The sequence below is a fragment of the Emcibacter sp. genome (assembly GCF_048269205.1).
GTDB lineage: Bacteria > Pseudomonadota > Alphaproteobacteria > Sphingomonadales > Emcibacteraceae > Emcibacter.
In genome coordinates this window covers 75,664-93,600 of the sequence record NZ_JBLXJC010000002.1, presented here as the reverse complement: position 1 = coordinate 93,600, position 17,937 = coordinate 75,664, and the positions used below count along the sequence as shown (strand labels likewise).

18 protein-coding genes and 1 pseudogene are annotated in these 17,937 nt (G+C 54.2%); 6 read left to right on the top strand and 13 right to left on the bottom strand.

Going from position 1 to position 17,937, the window contains the following annotated elements:
* Window positions 1-37: 37 nt before the first annotated feature.
* From ACN0YD_RS09175 to ACN0YD_RS09165, 3 genes and pseudogenes are all read right to left on the bottom strand, one after another.
* The gene (locus tag ACN0YD_RS09175) at window positions 38-949 is read right to left on the bottom strand and encodes a DMT family transporter (protein ID WP_417319051.1); all 912 of its coding nucleotides are present in this window, start codon (window positions 947-949) and stop codon (window positions 38-40) included.
* Window positions 950-1,056: 107 nt separating this feature from the next.
* A pseudogene (locus tag ACN0YD_RS09170) lies at window positions 1,057-1,857 on the bottom strand (DMT family transporter); the annotation flags it as partial.
* Window positions 1,858-1,963: 106 nt separating this feature from the next.
* Complete coding sequence (locus tag ACN0YD_RS09165) at window positions 1,964-2,860, bottom strand: DMT family transporter (protein ID WP_417319049.1); 897 nt, start codon at window positions 2,858-2,860, stop codon at window positions 1,964-1,966.
* A gap of 432 nt (window positions 2,861-3,292) precedes the next feature.
* Between ACN0YD_RS09165 and sodB the strand changes: the two genes are divergently transcribed.
* Complete coding sequence (sodB, locus tag ACN0YD_RS09160; RefSeq protein WP_417319047.1) at window positions 3,293-3,874, top strand: superoxide dismutase [Fe]; 582 nt, start codon at window positions 3,293-3,295, stop codon at window positions 3,872-3,874.
* 131 nt (window positions 3,875-4,005) lie between these two features.
* The gene (locus tag ACN0YD_RS09155) at window positions 4,006-4,560 is read left to right on the top strand and encodes a hypothetical protein (protein WP_417319045.1); all 555 of its coding nucleotides are present in this window, start codon (window positions 4,006-4,008) and stop codon (window positions 4,558-4,560) included.
* Between the two features lie 65 nt (window positions 4,561-4,625).
* Here the strand turns inward: ACN0YD_RS09155 and ACN0YD_RS09150 are convergent, their stop codons facing one another.
* On the bottom strand, window positions 4,626-5,270 hold the full coding sequence (locus tag ACN0YD_RS09150) for a CoA transferase subunit B (protein ID WP_417319044.1): 645 nt from the start codon (window positions 5,268-5,270) through the stop codon (window positions 4,626-4,628).
* Between the two features lie 2 nt (window positions 5,271-5,272).
* Complete coding sequence (locus ACN0YD_RS09145) at window positions 5,273-5,977, bottom strand: CoA transferase subunit A (protein WP_417319042.1); 705 nt, start codon at window positions 5,975-5,977, stop codon at window positions 5,273-5,275.
* A 384-nt stretch (window positions 5,978-6,361) separates the two neighbouring features.
* Between ACN0YD_RS09145 and ACN0YD_RS09140 the strand changes: the two genes are divergently transcribed.
* Window positions 6,362-6,880, top strand: a complete 519-nt coding sequence (locus ACN0YD_RS09140; protein WP_417319040.1) for an invasion associated locus B family protein — start codon at window positions 6,362-6,364, stop codon at window positions 6,878-6,880.
* 44 nt (window positions 6,881-6,924) lie between these two features.
* The gene (gene rlmN, locus ACN0YD_RS09135) at window positions 6,925-8,106 is read left to right on the top strand and encodes a 23S rRNA (adenine(2503)-C(2))-methyltransferase RlmN (RefSeq protein WP_417319037.1); all 1,182 of its coding nucleotides are present in this window, start codon (window positions 6,925-6,927) and stop codon (window positions 8,104-8,106) included.
* On the opposite strand, the gene ACN0YD_RS09130 is transcribed toward rlmN, so the two are convergent.
* From ACN0YD_RS09130 to ACN0YD_RS09120, 3 genes are read right to left on the bottom strand one after another with little or no spacing between them, the layout of a single operon-like run.
* Window positions 8,103-9,608 carry a lipopolysaccharide biosynthesis protein gene (locus ACN0YD_RS09130; RefSeq protein WP_417319035.1) on the bottom strand — a complete coding sequence of 502 codons (1,506 nt, stop codon included), beginning with the start codon at window positions 9,606-9,608 and terminating at the stop codon, window positions 8,103-8,105. The two genes, rlmN and ACN0YD_RS09130, sit on opposite strands and share 4 nt — an antisense overlap.
* 24 nt (window positions 9,609-9,632) lie before the next feature.
* Window positions 9,633-10,733 carry a non-hydrolyzing UDP-N-acetylglucosamine 2-epimerase gene (wecB, locus tag ACN0YD_RS09125; RefSeq protein WP_417319033.1) on the bottom strand — a complete coding sequence of 367 codons (1,101 nt, stop codon included), beginning with the start codon at window positions 10,731-10,733 and terminating at the stop codon, window positions 9,633-9,635.
* Between the two features lie 2 nt (window positions 10,734-10,735).
* Complete coding sequence (locus ACN0YD_RS09120; RefSeq protein ID WP_417319031.1) at window positions 10,736-12,031, bottom strand: putative O-glycosylation ligase, exosortase A system-associated; 1,296 nt, start codon at window positions 12,029-12,031, stop codon at window positions 10,736-10,738.
* Window positions 12,032-12,142: 111 nt separating this feature from the next.
* On the opposite strand from ACN0YD_RS09120, the gene ACN0YD_RS09115 reads away from it, so the two are divergent.
* Window positions 12,143-12,280 carry a hypothetical protein gene (locus tag ACN0YD_RS09115; protein WP_417319029.1) on the top strand — a complete coding sequence of 46 codons (138 nt, stop codon included), beginning with the start codon at window positions 12,143-12,145 and terminating at the stop codon, window positions 12,278-12,280.
* Window positions 12,281-12,292: 12 nt separating this feature from the next.
* Entirely contained in the window at window positions 12,293-13,291 is a 999-nt protein-coding gene (locus ACN0YD_RS09110; RefSeq protein ID WP_417319027.1) for a polysaccharide deacetylase family protein, read from the top strand.
* A 2-nt stretch (window positions 13,292-13,293) separates the two neighbouring features.
* On the opposite strand, the gene ACN0YD_RS09105 is transcribed toward ACN0YD_RS09110, so the two are convergent.
* From ACN0YD_RS09105 to ACN0YD_RS09085, 5 genes are all read right to left on the bottom strand, one after another.
* A complete protein-coding gene (locus tag ACN0YD_RS09105) occupies window positions 13,294-15,021 on the bottom strand; it encodes a hypothetical protein (RefSeq protein WP_417319025.1) in 1,728 nt (575 codons plus the stop codon).
* Complete coding sequence (locus ACN0YD_RS09100; RefSeq protein ID WP_417319023.1) at window positions 15,022-15,969, bottom strand: hydrolase 1, exosortase A system-associated; 948 nt, start codon at window positions 15,967-15,969, stop codon at window positions 15,022-15,024.
* Complete coding sequence (locus ACN0YD_RS09095; RefSeq protein ID WP_417319021.1) at window positions 15,912-16,841, bottom strand: hydrolase 2, exosortase A system-associated; 930 nt, start codon at window positions 16,839-16,841, stop codon at window positions 15,912-15,914. Before ACN0YD_RS09095 ends, ACN0YD_RS09100 begins: the two co-directional genes overlap by 58 nt.
* The gene (locus ACN0YD_RS09090; RefSeq protein ID WP_139941650.1) at window positions 16,768-17,016 is read right to left on the bottom strand and encodes an acyl carrier protein; all 249 of its coding nucleotides are present in this window, start codon (window positions 17,014-17,016) and stop codon (window positions 16,768-16,770) included. Before ACN0YD_RS09090 ends, ACN0YD_RS09095 begins: the two co-directional genes overlap by 74 nt.
* Window positions 17,017-17,118: 102 nt before the next feature.
* The gene (locus tag ACN0YD_RS09085) at window positions 17,119-17,817 is read right to left on the bottom strand and encodes a hypothetical protein (protein WP_417319018.1); all 699 of its coding nucleotides are present in this window, start codon (window positions 17,815-17,817) and stop codon (window positions 17,119-17,121) included.
* Window positions 17,818-17,937 lie beyond the last annotated feature (120 nt).

Here is a 17,937-nt window from a genome sequence, read left to right as displayed (position 1 = left end):
TGAGTAACATATAATGCAGCGGCGGAAAAAAGTCGAGCTATTGTTTCTGCGAATTTTCGCTGCCGATTTTCTTTTTCAATTGTGCCTCGCGCCAGGCGATGAACAGGGTGGAGACGATGATGATAAAGGCACCGATCCAGGTGAAGATATCCGGAAGTTCATCAAAGATAAAATAGCCAATCAGAGCGACAAATATAATGCGCATATAGTCGAAGGGGGCGACCACGGTGGCTTCTCCCCGGTCATAGGCGCGGATGACGAAATACTGGGTGCCGCCGGACATGGCGCCAAGGCCGAGCAGCCACAAAAGGTCCATCCAGCCGGGCATTATCCAGTAGTAAATGGCAATGGGGGCGCACATGGCAATCACGGCAAAATTGCTGTAGATCATCATGTTGCTGATTTTGTCGGTAACAGTCAGTTTTTTGGTGACGATGGCGTTCATGCTTGAAGCCATGGTGCCGGCAAGAAGCAGGGTCATGGCCCAGTGAATATCGCTATCGCTACCCGGGCGTAGGATGATCAACACCCCCGCAAAACCGATGAGGGTGGCGATGGTGCGGGGCAGTTTGACGCTTTCCCCCAGGAACAGGGCGGCCAGCACCACAAGATAAAGCGGCCGGGTGAACTGGATCGAAGTTACGGTGACCAGCGGCAGATACATGATAGCGGTAAAATTGGCCAGCACGATCAGGCACATAAGCATGCTGCGCGCGGCAATCAGTTTGGGTTGTTGTGTTTTCAGGCTTTCCAGGGTGAAGCTGCGGGAAAAAAGCAGGGCGAAGGTGACAATGACCACCGAGCGCAGGAACACCACCTCGAAAACCCCTAGGCTATGGCCCGCATTACGGATGAAGATGCTGTTGACGGACATGCACAGGCCGCCGGCAATCATGAACAGGATGCCATGCAAATTGTTCTGGGGCCGCGGGGCCGGGACCTCGCTCAAAGGCCTTCTCCGCCGGGTTTTATCGTTGCCTCTGCTGCGGGCGGGACCCGGCCTTTTTCCCGACGCGCGTTAATGCGTTCCCGGTGCGCCGCATAAAGGGCGCTGGCCATGATGATGGCAGAGCCGATATAGGTATTGAGGCCCGGCTGTTCGGCGAACAGGAAATACCCAACCAGTGCGGAAAAAATAAGCCTGGTGAAGTCCAGCGGCATCAGGGCACTGGCCTCGGCTTCGAAAAGCGCCTTTGACAGGGAAAGCTGGGTGATGCTGGCGAGCAGGCCGGTAAAGACAAGCAGGAGCAGAGTGCGGCCGTCAGGCCAGACCCAGACCGGCAGGGCAAACACAAAGCTGACCGGCAGGGTGAACAACAGGGAATAGACCGTAATGACCCGGGGGCTGTCCGTCCGGCTGAGGATACGCACAATGACGATTGCCAGGGCGACGGTAACGGCAGCGCCGAGGGCCGCGGCAATACCGGGGCTGAGGGGGGCATGTCCCGGTCTCAGCAGAACCAGCATACCGCCGAACCCTGCCGCAATGGCGAGAATGCGGGGCAGCCTGATTTTTTCCTTGAGGATGAATACCGCCAGTATGGTGGTGAAGATCGGGGTGGCGAAACTGTAGGAGACGGCCTCGGCCAGGGGAATGACGCTGAAGGCGTAAAAATTAGCCATCACGGAAAAACTTGAAAGTGTGCCGCGCAGTAAATGCAAGCCAAGCCTATCCGTTTTCAGCCCCTTGATGATGCCGCTTTTCCAGAACAGCGGCAAGATAATGCACAGGGCGAAAAAGGTGCGCCAGAAGGCGGTGATCAGCGGGTGGATGCCGCCATCGGCCAGTTCCCGGATCAGTCCACCCATCAGGGAAAAGGTCAGGCAACCGGTCAGCATATAGGCCGAGCCGAGCATGACATTGTTTTTCTGAAGCGGCGCAGGGGTCATAAACACATCCGGATTGCGGGAAAACTGATAACTGTGTCAACAGGTTAATTGCTGTGGCCGGGCTTGTCAAAAGCTATGACACCGGGGCCTCGGGGATTTTGCTTTTGCGGTTTTCCCTGTAAGCCACATAGACCGAACTTGTAAGGATGATGGCCGCGCCGATCCAGGTATAGACATCGAACGGGTCGCCGAAAAGGGTGATGCCGATGAGGGCGGCAAAGATCAGCCGGGTGAAGTCCATGGGCAGGACGGACGTCATTTCCGCCAGGGAGAAAGCCCGGGCCATGCACACATGGGCAATGGAGGAAAACAGCCCGAGGCACAGGATCAGGGGCCATTGACCGATCGTCGGCCATTGCCAGAAAAACAGGGCGACAGCCAGGCTGATCGGGGTGCCGAGGGCAAAGCCGTAAAAAGTGACCACGGCCGGGGGATCTTCACCGGTCAGTTTTTTCACACTGATCATGGTGGCGGCGAAGCACAGGGCGCTTGTCAGGGCCCCGAGGACGCCCGGGCCGGTTTCCTGAAATCCGGGTCTCAGCACGATCAGCATGCCGCCAAAGGCACAGAGCACCGCCATCATCCGGGCAAGGCGGAATTTTTCGCCAAGGAAAACCGCCGCCATGATGGTGGCGAAGATAGGGGCCAGATAGCTGTAAGCGACGGCATCGGCCAGGGAGATGTGGCTGACCGCATAAAAGGCGCCAAATACCGAGGTGATATTAAAAATGGCGCGGAAGAAATAAAGTGGCCGCGGTATTCTTCTAAACTGGGATATTTCAAGATGCCGCAGCGCCGGAAGAATGAATAACAAGCCGAGGAACGTCCGGAAAAATACCAGCTGGAAGGGATGCAGATCCGCTGAAAGATGACGCACCAGGGCCCAGAGCAGAGCATAGTTGAGCGCATAGCCTGCCATATAGGCGATGGCCCTGCCGTAGTTGCTTGTGGTGATGTTACTCGGGGACATCTGGAACTTCCGTCTGCGGGGAACACGGGCTTGTGAACATGTGGAAAACTCTTGTCAGGACTATGGGATATTTCTGTGCAGGGGCCAAGCGGATTTTTTCCTTCCCTTTACTTGACGATCCGCTAGGCGAAATAGTGACATTTAATCAGCGCCTTGTGTCTTTTTCCGGAAAAATTCCATTTTCCATCTTGAGAGACAAGGCATGATTACCTATATGTTTGGCAACAGGGGCCCGGGGGAAATCTTCCCGATCACGGGACTGTCACAGTGGATGGATAAAGTATATTTCCATCCATTCAGTGGGCCGCATCGGCCTTCTGATCGGTAGTATTGATAAATGAGGGACAAACAGACCTGCGGGGGTCTGCGGGGCCTTTTTGCGCGCCGAACAGATTTTTGAACTAGGGTATATTAAAAACTGGAGAATAGAGAATGACCATTGAACTGCCTGCTCTGCCTTACGCTATGGACGCCCTCGAGCCCCATATTTCGAAAGAAACACTGGAATATCATTACGGCAAACACCACAACACCTATGTGGTCAAGCTGAACGGCCTGATTGAAGGCACCGACCTTGCCGGCAAATCCCTGGAAGAAATCGTCAAGGCTTCCGAAGGCGGCGTCTTCAACAATGCGGCCCAGGTCTGGAATCACACCTTTTATTGGGAAGGGCTGAGCCCCAACGGTGGCGGCGCCCCGACCGGCGCCCTGGCCGACGCCATCAACGCGGCCTTTGGCTCCTTTGAGGACTTTAAAGCCAAATTCACCGACAGCGCCGTCAATAACTTCGGCTCAGGCTGGACCTGGCTGGTAAAAAAAGCCGACGGTTCCCTGGCCCTCGTCAACACCTCAAATGCGGCAACTCCGCTGACCGATGAAAGTGTGACCCCGCTTCTGACCTGTGATGTATGGGAGCATGCCTATTACATCGATTACCGCAATGTGCGCCCGGATTACCTGAAGGCCTTCTGGGCCCTGGTGAACTGGGACTTTGTGGCTAAGAACTTCGGTTAAGTTCAGTCACAGTCAAAATTATTCAAAGCCGGGTCATCTGATCCGGCTTTTTCATTTTTGGGGTCGGATTTTGAGCCGGGTCGAGTATAAATAACATAGTTCTGATAATAATTTTACGGGGATCATTCCACATGAATACTCTCAAGCTTCGTCGTTTCCTGGTTCTTGCCCATCTTTATCTGGCCGCTTTTCTGGCCCCGGCTTTCCTATTGATGGCCATCTCCGGCGGTATGCATGTGGCGGGGTTCAAGGAGGAAGTCACCCGCACCCCGATAGAGCTTCCGGCCGGAACTATGCTGGATCCGAAAAGCCCAACCCTTGAGGAAGATGTGCGTAGCCTGCTGGCGGCCCAGAATATTGACGTGGATTTCGAATATATCAAGGACAGGGGCAATAATTTCCTGACCCGGCCGACCTCGCGCACCTTTGTGGAATTCGAAGTTGGCGAAGACAGCATGCAGGCGACCCTGAACGAGCCGGACTGGCAATATAGCCTGATGGAGCTGCATATGGGCCACGGTCCGCGTATCTTCCGCACCTATCTGATTGCGGTGGGCTCGGTACTGTTCCTGTCCGTGGTTGGCGGGCTTCTTGTCGGCCTGCTGGCGCCCAATTACCGCCGCCCGACCATCATTACCGCGATCATCGGGACGGCGGCCACGGCGTTCCTGGCGTTCGGGATGTAGGTTCTTCAACAAAAAAAGCCGGGTTTATCACCCGGCTTCTTCGTTTCAATCTGTGTAAAGGCTCTTTACGCCAGTCCGGCGGCGACCTCAAAATGCGCTTCCGTTGACGCCTTGACGTCCTCGACGGTCACTTCCGGGGCCAGCTCGATCAGGGTCACGCCTTCCGGGGTGATCGTGAAGGTGCCCACATTGGTGATCAGCATGTCGACCACGCCCGCGCCGGTCAGCGGCAGGTCACAGGCTTTCAGGAACTTGGCCGCGCCGTCCTTGGCGGTGTGATCCATGATGACCACCACTTTTTTCACGCCGGCGACCAGGTCCATGGCGCCGCCCATGCCCTTGACCAGCTTGCCCGGGATCATCCAGTTGGCCAGGTCGCCGTTTTCCGCCACCTGCATCGCGCCCAGGATGGCCATGTTGATATGGCCGCCGCGGATCATGCCGAAGCTGTCGGCGGAGGAGAAATAGCTGGTTTTGTCCAGCTCGGTGATGGTCTGCTTGCCGGCATTGATCAGGTCCGGATCTTCCTCGCCTTCGTAAGGGAAGGGGCCCATGCCCAGCATGCCGTTTTCCGACTGCAGGGTCACTTCCATGCCGTCCGGGATATAGTTGGAGACCAGGGTCGGAATGCCGATACCCAGATTGACGTAGAAGCCGTCTTCCAGTTCCTGCGCGGCCCGTTTGGCCATGTCATCTCTTGTCCAGGGCATGATTATTCTCCTCTCGCGCGGGTGGTGACTTTTTCGATGCGTTTCTCGGGCGCCTTGCACTCGATGATCCGCTGCACGAAAATACCGGGGGTATGGATCTGGTCCGCATCGAGCTCACCCACTTCCACCAGTTCCTCCACCTCGGCGACGGTGACCTTGCCGGCGGTGGCCATGTTCGGATTGAAGTTGCGCGCGGTCTTGCGGTAAATCAGGTTGCCTTCCTTGTCGCCTTTCCAGGCCTTGACGATGGACACATCGGCCACCAGGCCGGTTTCCATGATATAGGTCTCGCCGTTGAAGTCCTTATGTTCCTTGCCTTCGGCCACCAGGGTGCCGACACCGGTCTTGGTGTAAAAGCCGGGAATGCCGGCGCCGCCGGCGCGGCAGCGTTCCGCGAGTGTTCCTTGGGGATTGAATTCAAGTTCCAGTTCGCCGTTCAGGTACTGGCGCTCGAATTCCTTGTTTTCACCGACGTAGGAGGAGATCATTTTTTTGATCTGCCGGGTCTGCAGCAGCAGGCCGAGCCCGAAATCATCCACACCGGCGTTGTTGGAGATGGCGGTGATGTCTTTGGTGCCGGAATCCCTGAGCGCCAAGATCAGCTCCTCCGGGATGCCGCACAGGCCGAAGCCCCCGGCCATGATGGTCATGCCGTCAAACAGAATACCCTCAAGGGCCTGTTCGGCACTCTCATAAACTTTCCTCATATTGTTCAACCTCCTGAACTTGGCTTTGAAGTTGTCCGGTTTTGACAACCGGTTTTTTTATGGTTTTCGATCGGCACACACATAATACAAACGCCGGATTACGCCTAGTGATACTTAGGTACCGGGATCAATTGAGACACATTACTGGCAGACTATGGATGGTGCAATGCAAAAAGCCGGTCAATCGGGAGAGTATAAACCCACATTATTTGCCTATCGGGAAAATGATCAAAATTTGGTCCATTTTCCCGGTTACAGGTTGAACAGTGACGGCTATACCCCCTAATATAATGACATGCTTTTGCATGATGCAGGCTAAAACGGGCTTGAGGGTGATTCGCCAGTTTGTTACTGTAGCGCAAATCAAGATAATCAGAGGATCATATGAAGACAGTTTGTACCGCTTTTGTTTTTTTGCTGGTGATGCTTTCCCTGACGACCGGCGAGGCGCTGGCGGACAGTCGCCAGTTGCTGGGCAGCTTTAAAAGCTGGGATGCTTTTGTGCTCAAAAAAAGCGACGGTGAGACGGTCTGCTATATGATCTCTGTACCCAAGCGAAAAATGCCGGCCAGCCTGTCTCACGGTAATCCCTTTATTACCGTGTCTCACAAGCCAAAACGCAAGATTTCCAATGAGTTGAACTTTGTGGTCGGCTACAGCTTCAAGAAGGATTCGACGGTCACCATGGTGATCGACAAGAAGCGCACCTTCAAGATGTTCACTTCCGGCGACGGGGCCTGGGGATATGATTCCAAACAGGACAACGCCATGGCGACGGCCATGAAGCGGGGCAATGACCTGACGATAAGGGCCACCAGTGGCCGCGGCAATGCCACCAGCTACCATTTTTCACTTTCCGGCTTTACGGCGGCACATAACGCCATTACAAAGGCCTGCCGCTGATTTCAGCGGGAAAGTTGACTGGAGGCCCGGAAGGGCACAAGGATATGCAGACATTACCTCTCGGCACAGAACCGGTTGTCGGGCCAAGCCCGCAGTTCCGGGAAGACCGCACCCTGATCGGGCTTGATCGCGCTGAAATCGTCGATCGCCTGAAAGGGATCGGTGTGTCGGAAAAACAATGCCGCATGCGGGCCCAGCAGATCTGGTCCTGGATTTACCATTTCGGCGCCAAGGGCTTTGACGAGATGACCAACATCTCCAAAACCATGCAGGCCCAGCTTGCCGAACATTTTGAAATCGGCCGGCCGGAAATCATTGAGGCGCTGGTCTCGGTGGACGGCACGCGCAAATGGCTGATGCGTTTCCCGGACGGCAACGAGGTCGAGACGGTATTTATTCCCGAGGAAGACCGCGGCACGCTTTGCGTCTCTTCCCAGGTGGGCTGTACGCTGACCTGTAAATTCTGTCATACCGGAACCCAGCGGCTTGTCCGCAACCTCAGCCCGATGGAAATCGTCATGCAGGTTCTGGTCGCGCGCGATGATCTGGGTGAATGGCCGACGCCGAAAGACGGACGCATGCTGTCCAACATTGTGATGATGGGCATGGGCGAGCCGCTCTATAACTTCGACAATGTGAAAAAGGCGCTGAAGATCATCATGGATGAGGGCGGCATCAGCCTGTCCAGGCGGCGCATTACCCTGTCCACCTCCGGGGTTGTCCCGGAAATGAAACGCTGTGGGGAGGAAATCGGGGTGAACCTGGCCATTTCCCTGCATGCCACGGACAATGAAACCCGCAGCCGGATCATGCCGATCAACAACAAATACCCGCTTGAGGAACTGCTGCAGGCCTGTGCCGATTATCCAGGGGTCACCAACAGTCGCCGCATCACATTTGAGTATATCATGCTCAAGGATATCAATGACAGTGACGATGATGCCCGCCGGCTGGTGAAGTTGCTGAAGGATTATAAAATTCCGGCCAAGGTCAACCTGATCCCCTTCAATCCCTGGCCCGGGTCCGAGTTCGAGCGTTCCACGAACAGGCAGATCAAGCGCTTTTCCGATATTGTGTTTGAAGCCGGTATTTCTGCGCCGGTGCGCAAGACCCGCGGCGAAGACATCCTTGCCGCCTGTGGCCAGCTCAAGTCCGAGAGCGAGAAAAAGCGCAAGAGCGAGTTACTGCGGGAAAAGCAGGACTCTGCGGCCCGTCAGACTGGCTAGGCTGTTTTCCGTTTCAGAAATTTATTCTCGATAATCCCCGCAAGCCTTTGTTCGAACCCTTTGGGTTTTCCGGCCATCAGCCACAGCAGGTAGTGGGTGATTACATAAATCAGCCCTCCGCCGATGGCTTTAACCGCCAGGGTGAGGGATTTGTCTGCGATGGTTTCATGGGGCAGGAACCGGTCAAGAGTGAAAAGGCACAACGCCATCAGGGCCGCCGAAACCATGCTGCGCCAGGGGGCAAAGAGAAGACGCAGCAGTGGCAGTTCAAGCAGCTTCTGGACAATAAACATATTGAGCAGCATTTGCAGAATGAGCCTGGCGGCCATGCCATAGATGGCGCCGATAAAGCCTGCGTAATGGACACCGGTAATCACGAAAACAGGCAGCGCTATGAAAACGACAAGCTGCCGGAAAAACAGATATTTTGTCCGGCCGTGAGCCATGGCGACAAACATGCCGATTGAACCGATGATGCTGAAGGCGGAGGTGGAGGCAAGAATCTGGACAATGGGAATGGATTCCAGCCATTTCGGCCCATAGACCAGATACATGAATTCCGGGGCGACCAGCGCAAAGCCTATGCCGAGAGGCTGGCTTAGGCCGGCCAGAAACTGGGCGCTTTCCAGTACTTTTTCCCGCATATAGTCCTTTTTGTCCACGATCAGGGTAAAGCCCGGATAAAGTGCCCGATTGAGCGGCATAACCATTTCATTCGTAGGCATAAAGGCTACGCTTTTACCGATATGAAAGATGCCTGTCGCGGTTGTTCCCAGGAAATAACCGACAAAGAATTTGTCCAGATTGTTGGACAGGGACTGCAGCACATTGACGCCGGACATCCAGGCGGAGAAACTGAACAGACGTCCCAGTGAGGCAAAACTGATCCGGGGCAGAAAGGGGATCATAAGATAGCTGATGGTCATTCGGCTGGTTGCCCCGAATACCAGCCCGATGATCAGGGCCCAGTAGCTGCGCATGCTGTATGCCAGATATATGGTGACAATCAGCACCATGACCTTGGTCCCCAGGGTAATGATCACTTCCCGGGTGAAGTCTATGTTTTTCTCGAAAATGACAAACTTCGGATTTTCAAATCCGTCGATCAACGGAATCATGGCCACCAGCAGGATCACCGATGCCAGGCGCGGTTCGTTAAGGAGGTCGGGAACAAAGAGCGAGCTTGCAGCAATAATCAGGCACAACAGGACGCCGCGACAGGCGTTTAGCGTCCATGCCGTATTATAATCATTGTTGTCCGTATCGCGATATTTGATCAGTGCCTGCCTGAAATTGAGCTGGCTCATGCCTTCCAGAATGGCGTAGTAAGAGGAGGCCAGGGCGACAATACCGAAATCTTCGGGGATCAGGAGGCGGGCCAGGACAATGGTACTGAGCATGCCGAGCATGCGGGTGGAAAACCTGGTAAAGGCCATCCACGCAGCACCTTTCATGACCCGGGAGGCAATGGCGCCGTCAGATGTGTTCGGTTCGCTGCTCATGGGCTTGTCCCTTCGCCGGGCATGTCAAAGAGAGAAAACGCGGGAGATTTCCGAGACTATTCTGTCTGCTGTTTTACCGTCCCACAGATCCGGTTTGGTTCCGGATACCCAGTTTCCAGAAAGGACGTTGTCAACATTTTCCAGAAGCTGTGTGGTCGGGAGCAGCTTGTTGGTACCCTGGGTGACGGTGATGGGGCGCTCTGTGTTTTCCCGGAGCGTCAGGCAGGGGATGTCCAGATAGGTGGTTTCTTCCTGGATGCCGCCGGAATCCGTAATGATCAGTTTCGCGTCCTTGACCAGGCTCATGAACGGGGCATAGCTGACCGGTTCCACCAGGGTTAGGCCCTTTGTATTGTTGAGTTTGTCCCAGAGGCCGAATTTTTCCAGATTCTTCCGGGTGCGCGGATGTACCGCAAACAGCAGGTCTATCTTCCCTGCGACAGTCATGATCTGCTCCATCAGGGACGTCAGGGTGTCTTTTTCGTCAACATTGGACGGACGGTGCATGGTGACGACACCGTAGTCTCCTGGAGTTAGACCGAATTTGGCGGGGGTGTTCTCGCTTTCGATGCGGTCCCTGAGCAGCTCGAAGCTGTCCATCATGATATTGCCGACACGGGTGATGCGGCTGTCCGGATGACCTTCCTTACGCAGGTTTTCGTCGGCATCCGGTGACGGGGTCCAGAGATAGTCGGCGATGGCGTCCGTGACCAGCCTGTTGATTTCTTCCGGCATGCGGCGATCGCCGCTTCTCAGACCCGCTTCCAGATGAGCTACTGGAATATGAAGTTTTGTACCGACCTGGGCGCAGGCGGCAGTGGAATTCACGTCCCCGACCACGACAAGAAGATCCGGACGTTCCGTTTCAAGGCAGATTTTTTCGTAGGCGATCATGACACTGCCGACCTGGTGAGCGTGGGTTCCGCCACCTACGCCAAGATGGAAATGAGGCTGGGGCAGCATAAGGTCTGCGAATATACTGTCCGACATGTTGGCGTCATAGTGCTGGCCGGTGTGGATGATCTTCACCTCGCACCAGTCCTGTTTGCTCAGGGCATGATAGAGCGGGGCAATTTTCATGAAATTCGGCCTCGCGGCCGCAATCAGATGGATAATTTTCGTCATGATCAGATTTTCCTCATTGCTGCCGCCCTGGCGACTGCCTCTACGTTCTGTTCTGTTTTATCAAGTTCTTTCTGGAGTACAACCCTGGTCATCACCATAATTGCCAGAAGGTGATAATAGAGGTCGAATGTGGCCAGATTCACAAAGGCTCCGGCGCTGGCATAACCGATCATACTGACTTGTATCATCTCCGCCAGATCGCCACACCATTTCAGATCCGGTCTTTGTTGTGATCGTTTTTTGATGGTGTTGCCGGTCGCATAGGTTGTGAGGGCAAGCAGCAGGAAGATCAGATAGCCGGCGTATCCCTGCTCCCCGATAACCTCGAAATGTACACTGTGTACCGCGCGTCCTACTTCCCCTGGCAACAAGTATCTGGCTCTTACGCCTTCGTCATAGAAGACATTGTAGCCGCCGCCGAAAATGGGATTGTCGTTGGCCACCTTGATGGCCACCCGCCACATTGTAATACGTCCCTGTGCAGAGGCATCTTCTTCATAGTGCTCGATTGTGGTCATGCGCGCCTTCCAGCTGTCGGGCATAAAAAAGAAGGCGACGAGGGCAAGAAACGGCAATAAAAACAGGACAATAGCGAGCTTTTTGGATTTATAGGCCCAGAAAGAGAACATACAGACCATGCCGATAAGAGCACCACGCGACTGAGTGCCGAAGATGGACAGTATCTCGCAGATCACAAGGCCCATGGCGGCAAGCCGTACCCATTTATGTTCGGCGTTCTGGTACAGGTAATAGGTCAGCGGAACGACCATCAGAAGCACGAGCGCGAAATGGTTGTTGTCCCCGAAAAAGCTGCCCGGGGCGCCCCATACCCTGCCGCCGCCGCCGGTGAGAATGGTGAATATCCCCCCCTTGAAGGCATAGAAGCCAATGGACAGGACAATCACCCAGATCAGGGCGTTGATACGTGACTTTGACTGCATGATCAGCATGGTCACGAAAGTGAACAGCATGATCTTGATAACGGTGATATATTTGGGGTTCGCCACTTCGTGGTTTATGGCCATCAGGGTTGAGATGCTTACCCAGGCTACATAAAGGCCCAGGAGCCAGACGATCGGATGCTTGGGCAGTGATTTTTTATCTTTGGTGATCAGCAAGCCCACTATCGTGGCCGCAGCGAGAAAATCCAGGAAGTTGAAAAAGAACGCGAAACCATAGGCCAGCTTGTGCGGATTCATATAGGAAATCCATGACCAGGCCAGTACACCCACATGAGGAAACTTGAGAATGATCGGGATCAGGCCAAAAATAATGAGACTTAGAAATATGTCACGCATGGATCGGTTTTCTGTTATTGTCCGCAGTATGGTCTTTAGTGGATATTAGTTAACATTTTTGAAACCGCTAAGCTTTAAATAGTGATTATATCATAATTTTTTGGAGGTCACATGTTCGAGATAGTTCTTGCGGGTTTCATTGCTCTGATCCTGTACGTTATGTATCTGTCTGTGAAGCAGGATGACTATACGGACACCAAAAAGGAAAAGTTCGACCCCCGTAAATATTCTCCCAAGAAGAAGTCCTGAAGATAACCGGACATGTTTGACAAGAAAAATATCCAGAAAGCCCATCTTGATGGTGACCAGCCGCTTCTGACTGTGGTGATTGATACGGAAGAGGAATTCGACTGGGCCGCCCCCTTTGACCGGGACAGCCGTTCCGTAAATTGTATTTCTCACCAGTATCTGGCGCAGGATATTTTCAGAAAACACAACATCATTCCCACTTATGTGATTGATCATGCGGTGGCGGAGGATGATACGGCTGTCGGTATCCTGCGGGAATGGATGGAAGAGGGGGGCTGTTTGATCGGCACCCATCTGCATCCCTGGATTAATCCGCCCTATGAGGAAGAGGTCTGTGTCCGCAATTCCTACCCGGGCAATCTGCCCTATGAACTGGAAAAGGCCAAGCTTGAGACCCTGACGGACCTGATTGAGCGCAAGACGGGTCGGCGTCCGGTGATCTATAAGGCCGGGCGCTATGGCGCTGGCCCTAATACCGGCAGGATACTGGCAGAGCTTGGCTATGAAATTGATACCAGCGTGGTGGCCGATACTGATTTTTCGCATGATACGGGACCCGATTTCCGGGGACTGCCCGTCGAGCCCTATTATTTTGAATATGGCAACCGGCAATTCCTGGAACTGCCCAACAGCCGCGGATATGATGGTCTGCTGGCCCGCTGGGGCAGTACAGTTTATCCGCTGCTCGCCGGTCAGTCCGGTCTCAGGTCTCTGATGGCCGGGGTATTGTCAAAACTTACCCTGCTGGAGCGTATTCCCCTGACCCCGGAGGGCATCCGGGCGGAAGATCACATTCGCATGACCCGGCGTATGCATGCCATTGGCCACAAGGTATTTAACTACGCCTATCACAGTTCCAGCCTTATGATCGGCGGCTCACCCTATGTGAAGGATCAGGCACAACTGGACAGGTTTCTTGAGGATATGGATGTCTATTTCAGCTTTTTCATGAATGACCTGGGCGGCCGGTCGGCCAATCCTCTGGAACTTCAGGCCATGCTGGTGTCCTGACATCAGGGATTCCGGATAAAGTTTATCAGATATTCCAGTGTATAGAGCCGGTTAAGTTGTTCGGCACTGTTGATCTGTCCGATATTGAAGTACCGGCTCATGGCGGGGCAGGCAGTTTCCAGGATATCACCCAGATAGTCTTCTTTCAGGTAAAAGGGTTTTTCCAGTTTCCGCATCCTGTTCTTCAACGCAAAAATATACTGGCGCAAGGCAATCGGCTTTTTGATATCCATCCAGCCCGCTATTCTGGCGCCCAGAGGCGCCGGTGCTGACAGGGAATAACCATAGTCTGTGGCATAGCTTGCCAAAACCGGATCAATACTGCGGATCATGGCGGCTTCGAAATTGCCGTAATATTTCATCGACAGCGGTACCGGCATGGCGGTCTGCAGTACTGAATATCTGGTGAAGGGGGTCAGCGCCGGTCCGAAACGGTTGTTCAGACTGTTGTTCTTGCCCATCCAGTAGCGCAGACGGAAAAGGGGATAGATGGATTCTGCTTCGATGCGGTTGAGCTGGTCATGCCCTTTGTCCAGGGAAAGGCGGATTTTCTTGGCCAGTCTCTCCCGATAAAGGCGTTCGTTGAATTCCTCGGTGGTTGTGGCGGGATCATATTGACTGTAAAAGGTCATGATCATTTCGTGGACAGTCAGAGGCTGATCCGGCAGATGGAAAAAATCCCGGTAGATTTCTCCGCCGCCGCCGTTAAGCGCCAATGCACCGCCCCCTACGCGTTCGCGCCGGGTTTCCAGGTTAAGCCCGTTATCAAAGATGCCTTCATTGGGAATGCCGTCCATGACAAAAAAGTTTTTTGCAACCAGGGCGGGGTAATCTGCCGCAGTTGGCGGCGGAACACTGCTTTTGTCTTTGTGCTCGAGGGGCAGGTTTTCCCCCTGGCATATGGTTTTGGCAACCACCACATCAGGGTCTGTGTCCGCCCCGTAAACATGGATTTTGGGCATGCCGCCGGCTTGGCGCAGCAAAGCCAGGATAAGACGTGAATCATATCCGCCTGACAAAGCTGTATCCATATTGTTGCCAAACAGGGCGGTCAATTGGGAGAACTGGTTTTTCAGGGCGTCAAGGCAATAATCGAGAATCTCGTCCTGACTGCTCTCCAGAGGTCTCAGGAACAGGTTGAAATAGCGGGTGCGTTGGCTCGGGGCCTGGCCCTTTTCCCATTCATAGAGTGCATGACTGTCGGCCATTTTTACTTCGTGGAAGGGAGTGTCATTGCCATAGGTGGCGCCCTGGAAGACATATTCGTAGAGCCCCTGGGGATTGAGCTTCAGGGAGGAGAGGGCGGAGGCCGCCGCCAAGAAGGACGATCCCCAGATGCTGTGATCCTCGCTGTGGAACAATCTGTAGGTACCCAGCGGGTCACCAAAGATATAAAGCTTGCCGCTTTTGGCAATGACCGCCGCGAAACTGCCGTCAAACAACGTCGGGTCGATGCGGGCGGGGGTAAAGCTTTTGAAAAGCTTTTCCGACGCCTCAACGCCATAGCTGCCGTCATAGATCAGGGTGCCGACGGAAAAACAGAAATCGCCGTTCCCTGGTTCGTACAGGGTCGGCGCAGGAGCTGCCAGCTTGTCATAGAGATAGATGGTCTTGTCGGCGCAGTTCAGGACATGGGGGTTTTGAAAGCCGGCACGGGACAGGGCGGTCAGGGCCGCCTGTTTCCGGGGCTCGTTAAGTTGGTCTTCCTTGAGGATCAGAAACGCACCCATTTATTTCCCGGCCTTCCTGCTGCCCGCAAGCCAGTCCAGGGTCGCCTCGGCGACAGCTTTCCGCCAGGGCTCGCTGGAAAAGGTATGATCACTTCCGGCAATATCCCGGCGGGTAAAATCTTTCTCTTCGAAAGCGGCCTTCCAGTCACGGGAGCCTCTCACCAGGTCATCGAATTCCCGGGCCACCATGTCGACTTCGCTCTGCACCAGAAGGACACGACCCGTGAAGCCCTGAAGTCCCTCGAGCATCTTTTCGGGGAAATTCTCTTCGGTAATCTCTTCAGGCTGACTATACGGTTCCCCATTGCCGGCGGCCGGTTTTCCGGAGAAGGCTTTTTTAAAGTTGCCGAGAAATCCGCCAATAGCACCGCCGAGATTCATTTTGCCGGAAAAAAGCTTTTTCCAGAGTTCCGGATCCTTCAGACGGTCGGTGTAGTAATGTTTTACATAGGCCTTGGCGAGGCCGGCTTCGCTCCTAACCCAGGGATTGACAAGGACGAGGCCCGAGACGGCCGGATGTTTCTGTGCCCCCAGCAGGCAGGCGGAGGCCCCTTCGCACAAGCCCCAGATAACCACATTGTTGATCTTTTTGTCCCGGGCGAGGAATTCATCAATAGCCCGGTGGACATCGGGCTCAACAGACCGGAAGCCCGGATAATCGCCTTCGCTGTCGCCGATGCCGCGGTAATCGAAACGCATGACGGGAAAGCCGCCTTTTGCGCAATGTCGGGCCAGATGCACATATTGCCGGTGGGCACCGATGCGGTATTGGGGGCCGCCAACGATGATCAGCAGGCCGGTGCCCGACCTGGGTTCGAGGGCAGGGTGCAGGATACCGGTCACCTGTTTGTCCGTGACCTCAAAGGCAAAGGCCTGTTCGTTGAAGCTGGTCACTGCTGCACCTCCCTGATAAGGCCTGCGGTTCGTTCGATAAAACTGTCTGCCCATTCCGGTTCCTGCAGGGCCCAGAACTGTATATCCCTTACGGCGGCGGAGTTTACCTCCACTCCTTCCGCGGCCCATTTTTCCGTTACTTTCCTGGAACCCGGGCTTATTTCCGCTTCTTCCTTCAAGGAAGTTTCGGTCCAGCAGACAGTCGTTTCGGGGGGCAGGGATATATTGGCGAGAGACAAGCCCCCCAGAGAACTGGCGATATCCGGTGTGAGGTCATATCCTGCGATTTCCAGGGTTTCTCCACGTTCCAGGGCGGTTGTCAGGTCTTTAGAAGTAACTTGCGGCTCACTTCCGCCGGTAAATTCGCCGGCCAGCCTGATGCGCAGGAACTGACCGACGAAATTCCTGCCGTTGGTCACCGGCTGCCAAAACAGAATCAGCGGACAGAGTGTGTCACTGTTGGCGGTAAAGTCCGCGGCCAGCAGGGCACCGGTACGCATGGCCCAGAAACCTGAAAAATGATGGTTCCTTGATTTGATCCAGTCCACAGCGGCCTGCAGATCCCCGAGCCAGGTTTGCCAATCAGTTTCCCCGTAGGTGCCTTCGCTGTCGCCGGTGCCGTAGAGGTCAAGCAACAGTACGCCATAGCCCAGCTGATTGAGCGCACGTGTTTGTCGGGCGATCATATGCCGGGACCGATTCAATTCTTCGGCAAAAGGGGGGCAGAAAACAAGGTCGCCCAAGTCGGCGACTTCAGGATTGGGCGGAAAGTAATTCCCGAACAGATGTCCTTTGACACTTTTGAAAAAAAAAGGTTCCACTTGGACGGCTCCCCCGGGAATCCCTGGTTGTTCAGGCTGCTTTTTCTTCCACGAAAGAGCAAAGTGCGCCGAATGTTTCGAAGGTTTCGGCGCTGATTTCGTCATCCTCGATGTAAATATCAAAATGTTCCTCGATTGAGGTCACCAGCATGGCGACGGCCATGGAATCCAGTTCCGGAAGGTTGCCCAGCAAGGGGGTGTCCGCTTCGATATCGTTGGCGCGATCGCCAAGCTGAAGCGTTGCTTTCAGAACTTCTCTTACATCTTCAATTACTGACATTCTACAGCCTTATTCTCTGGGTAAATCAATAGTTCAGCTTAAAAATGAGCCCTTATACTATAAGCGCTTCTTTAAATAAAGGCTGAACAACAATTCTACCTGTCATGGTTTTTCTGTTGATCGCGCCCTTGATAATAGACCAGAAAAATTAAAAACAGGTTTCTTTCTTTCCCCGAGGGTAAAATCAATATGTGGCTGGAGCGATGACCAGCTGACCTGCAGTGGACCCAGGCTCAAGAATGTGGCCCGGCCGATTTCAAACGCTCCCATTCGGGAATGAGACAGGATTGAATTGGGATTATAGCTCGAAATCCGGCTCAGTGAATTTTCCAGACCCCGTTCGGTCATCAGCCGTGCGCCTTCGCTCCACAGGGTCATAAAAGCCCGGGTCATGCGGAATTCAGGTTCAACATGGACACCGAAATCCCAGGCATTACCGGCAGGCGGCACAAATACGGCCTTCACTTCATCCTCTTGGTAGGGCCCCGCCGTATACCAGAGCAAGGCGGCGATTTTTCCCTCCTTCAGGGCGGCGAGACAAACGGCATCCTGGCCGTAGCGATAGTCAAGTACATCCCGGCCCAGCAGGTCGAGCAGGTCCGGGTTATCCGGTTTCAGCTCGGCTACTTCGAAGGCGCTCCTCCGGCCTGCCGGTTTCACAAGCATTTCAAGTGGCTGCGCGTAATATAGATAGCGATACAGGGAACCGATACCCAGCCGCTGCAGGATGACGTCCGCACCGTAACAAAAGGTGGAATATATCCCCAGCTGCCGGAAAGAGGTTCTAAACCAGTTGAACATTCAGTCTGTCCATAGCGTAATTATTATTGTTCTGTTTCTGTTGCCGATTTCTACAGGACTTATGTTAATAAAATAAAAATGGTAAGCTTTCAAATTATGGTTAATATGCGTTCCGGGGAC

Bases quoted from the DNA above. Each gene is read 5' to 3' on its own strand.
- ACN0YD_RS09165 (WP_417319049.1), bottom strand. From the start codon at position 2,860: ATGTCCCCGAGTAACATCACCACAAGCAACTACGGCAGGGCCATCGCC.
- sodB (WP_417319047.1), top strand. From the start codon at position 3,293: ATGACCATTGAACTGCCTGCTCTGCCTTACGCTATGGACGCCCTCGAG.
- ACN0YD_RS09155 (WP_417319045.1), top strand. From the start codon at position 4,006: ATGAATACTCTCAAGCTTCGTCGTTTCCTGGTTCTTGCCCATCTTTAT.
- ACN0YD_RS09150 (WP_417319044.1), bottom strand. From the start codon at position 5,270: ATGCCCTGGACAAGAGATGACATGGCCAAACGGGCCGCGCAGGAACTG.
- ACN0YD_RS09145 (WP_417319042.1), bottom strand. From the start codon at position 5,977: ATGAGGAAAGTTTATGAGAGTGCCGAACAGGCCCTTGAGGGTATTCTG.
- ACN0YD_RS09140 (WP_417319040.1), top strand. From the start codon at position 6,362: ATGAAGACAGTTTGTACCGCTTTTGTTTTTTTGCTGGTGATGCTTTCC.
- rlmN (WP_417319037.1), top strand. From the start codon at position 6,925: ATGCAGACATTACCTCTCGGCACAGAACCGGTTGTCGGGCCAAGCCCG.
- ACN0YD_RS09130 (WP_417319035.1), bottom strand. From the start codon at position 9,608: ATGAGCAGCGAACCGAACACATCTGACGGCGCCATTGCCTCCCGGGTC.
- wecB (WP_417319033.1), bottom strand. From the start codon at position 10,733: ATGACGAAAATTATCCATCTGATTGCGGCCGCGAGGCCGAATTTCATG.
- ACN0YD_RS09120 (WP_417319031.1), bottom strand. From the start codon at position 12,031: ATGCGTGACATATTTCTAAGTCTCATTATTTTTGGCCTGATCCCGATC.
- ACN0YD_RS09115 (WP_417319029.1), top strand. From the start codon at position 12,143: ATGTTCGAGATAGTTCTTGCGGGTTTCATTGCTCTGATCCTGTACGTT.
- ACN0YD_RS09110 (WP_417319027.1), top strand. From the start codon at position 12,293: ATGTTTGACAAGAAAAATATCCAGAAAGCCCATCTTGATGGTGACCAG.
- ACN0YD_RS09105 (WP_417319025.1), bottom strand. From the start codon at position 15,021: ATGGGTGCGTTTCTGATCCTCAAGGAAGACCAACTTAACGAGCCCCGG.
- ACN0YD_RS09100 (WP_417319023.1), bottom strand. From the start codon at position 15,969: ATGGGCAGACAGTTTTATCGAACGAACCGCAGGCCTTATCAGGGAGGT.
- ACN0YD_RS09095 (WP_417319021.1), bottom strand. From the start codon at position 16,841: ATGACGAAATCAGCGCCGAAACCTTCGAAACATTCGGCGCACTTTGCT.
- ACN0YD_RS09090 (WP_139941650.1), bottom strand. From the start codon at position 17,016: ATGTCAGTAATTGAAGATGTAAGAGAAGTTCTGAAAGCAACGCTTCAG.
- ACN0YD_RS09085 (WP_417319018.1), bottom strand. From the start codon at position 17,817: ATGTTCAACTGGTTTAGAACCTCTTTCCGGCAGCTGGGGATATATTCC.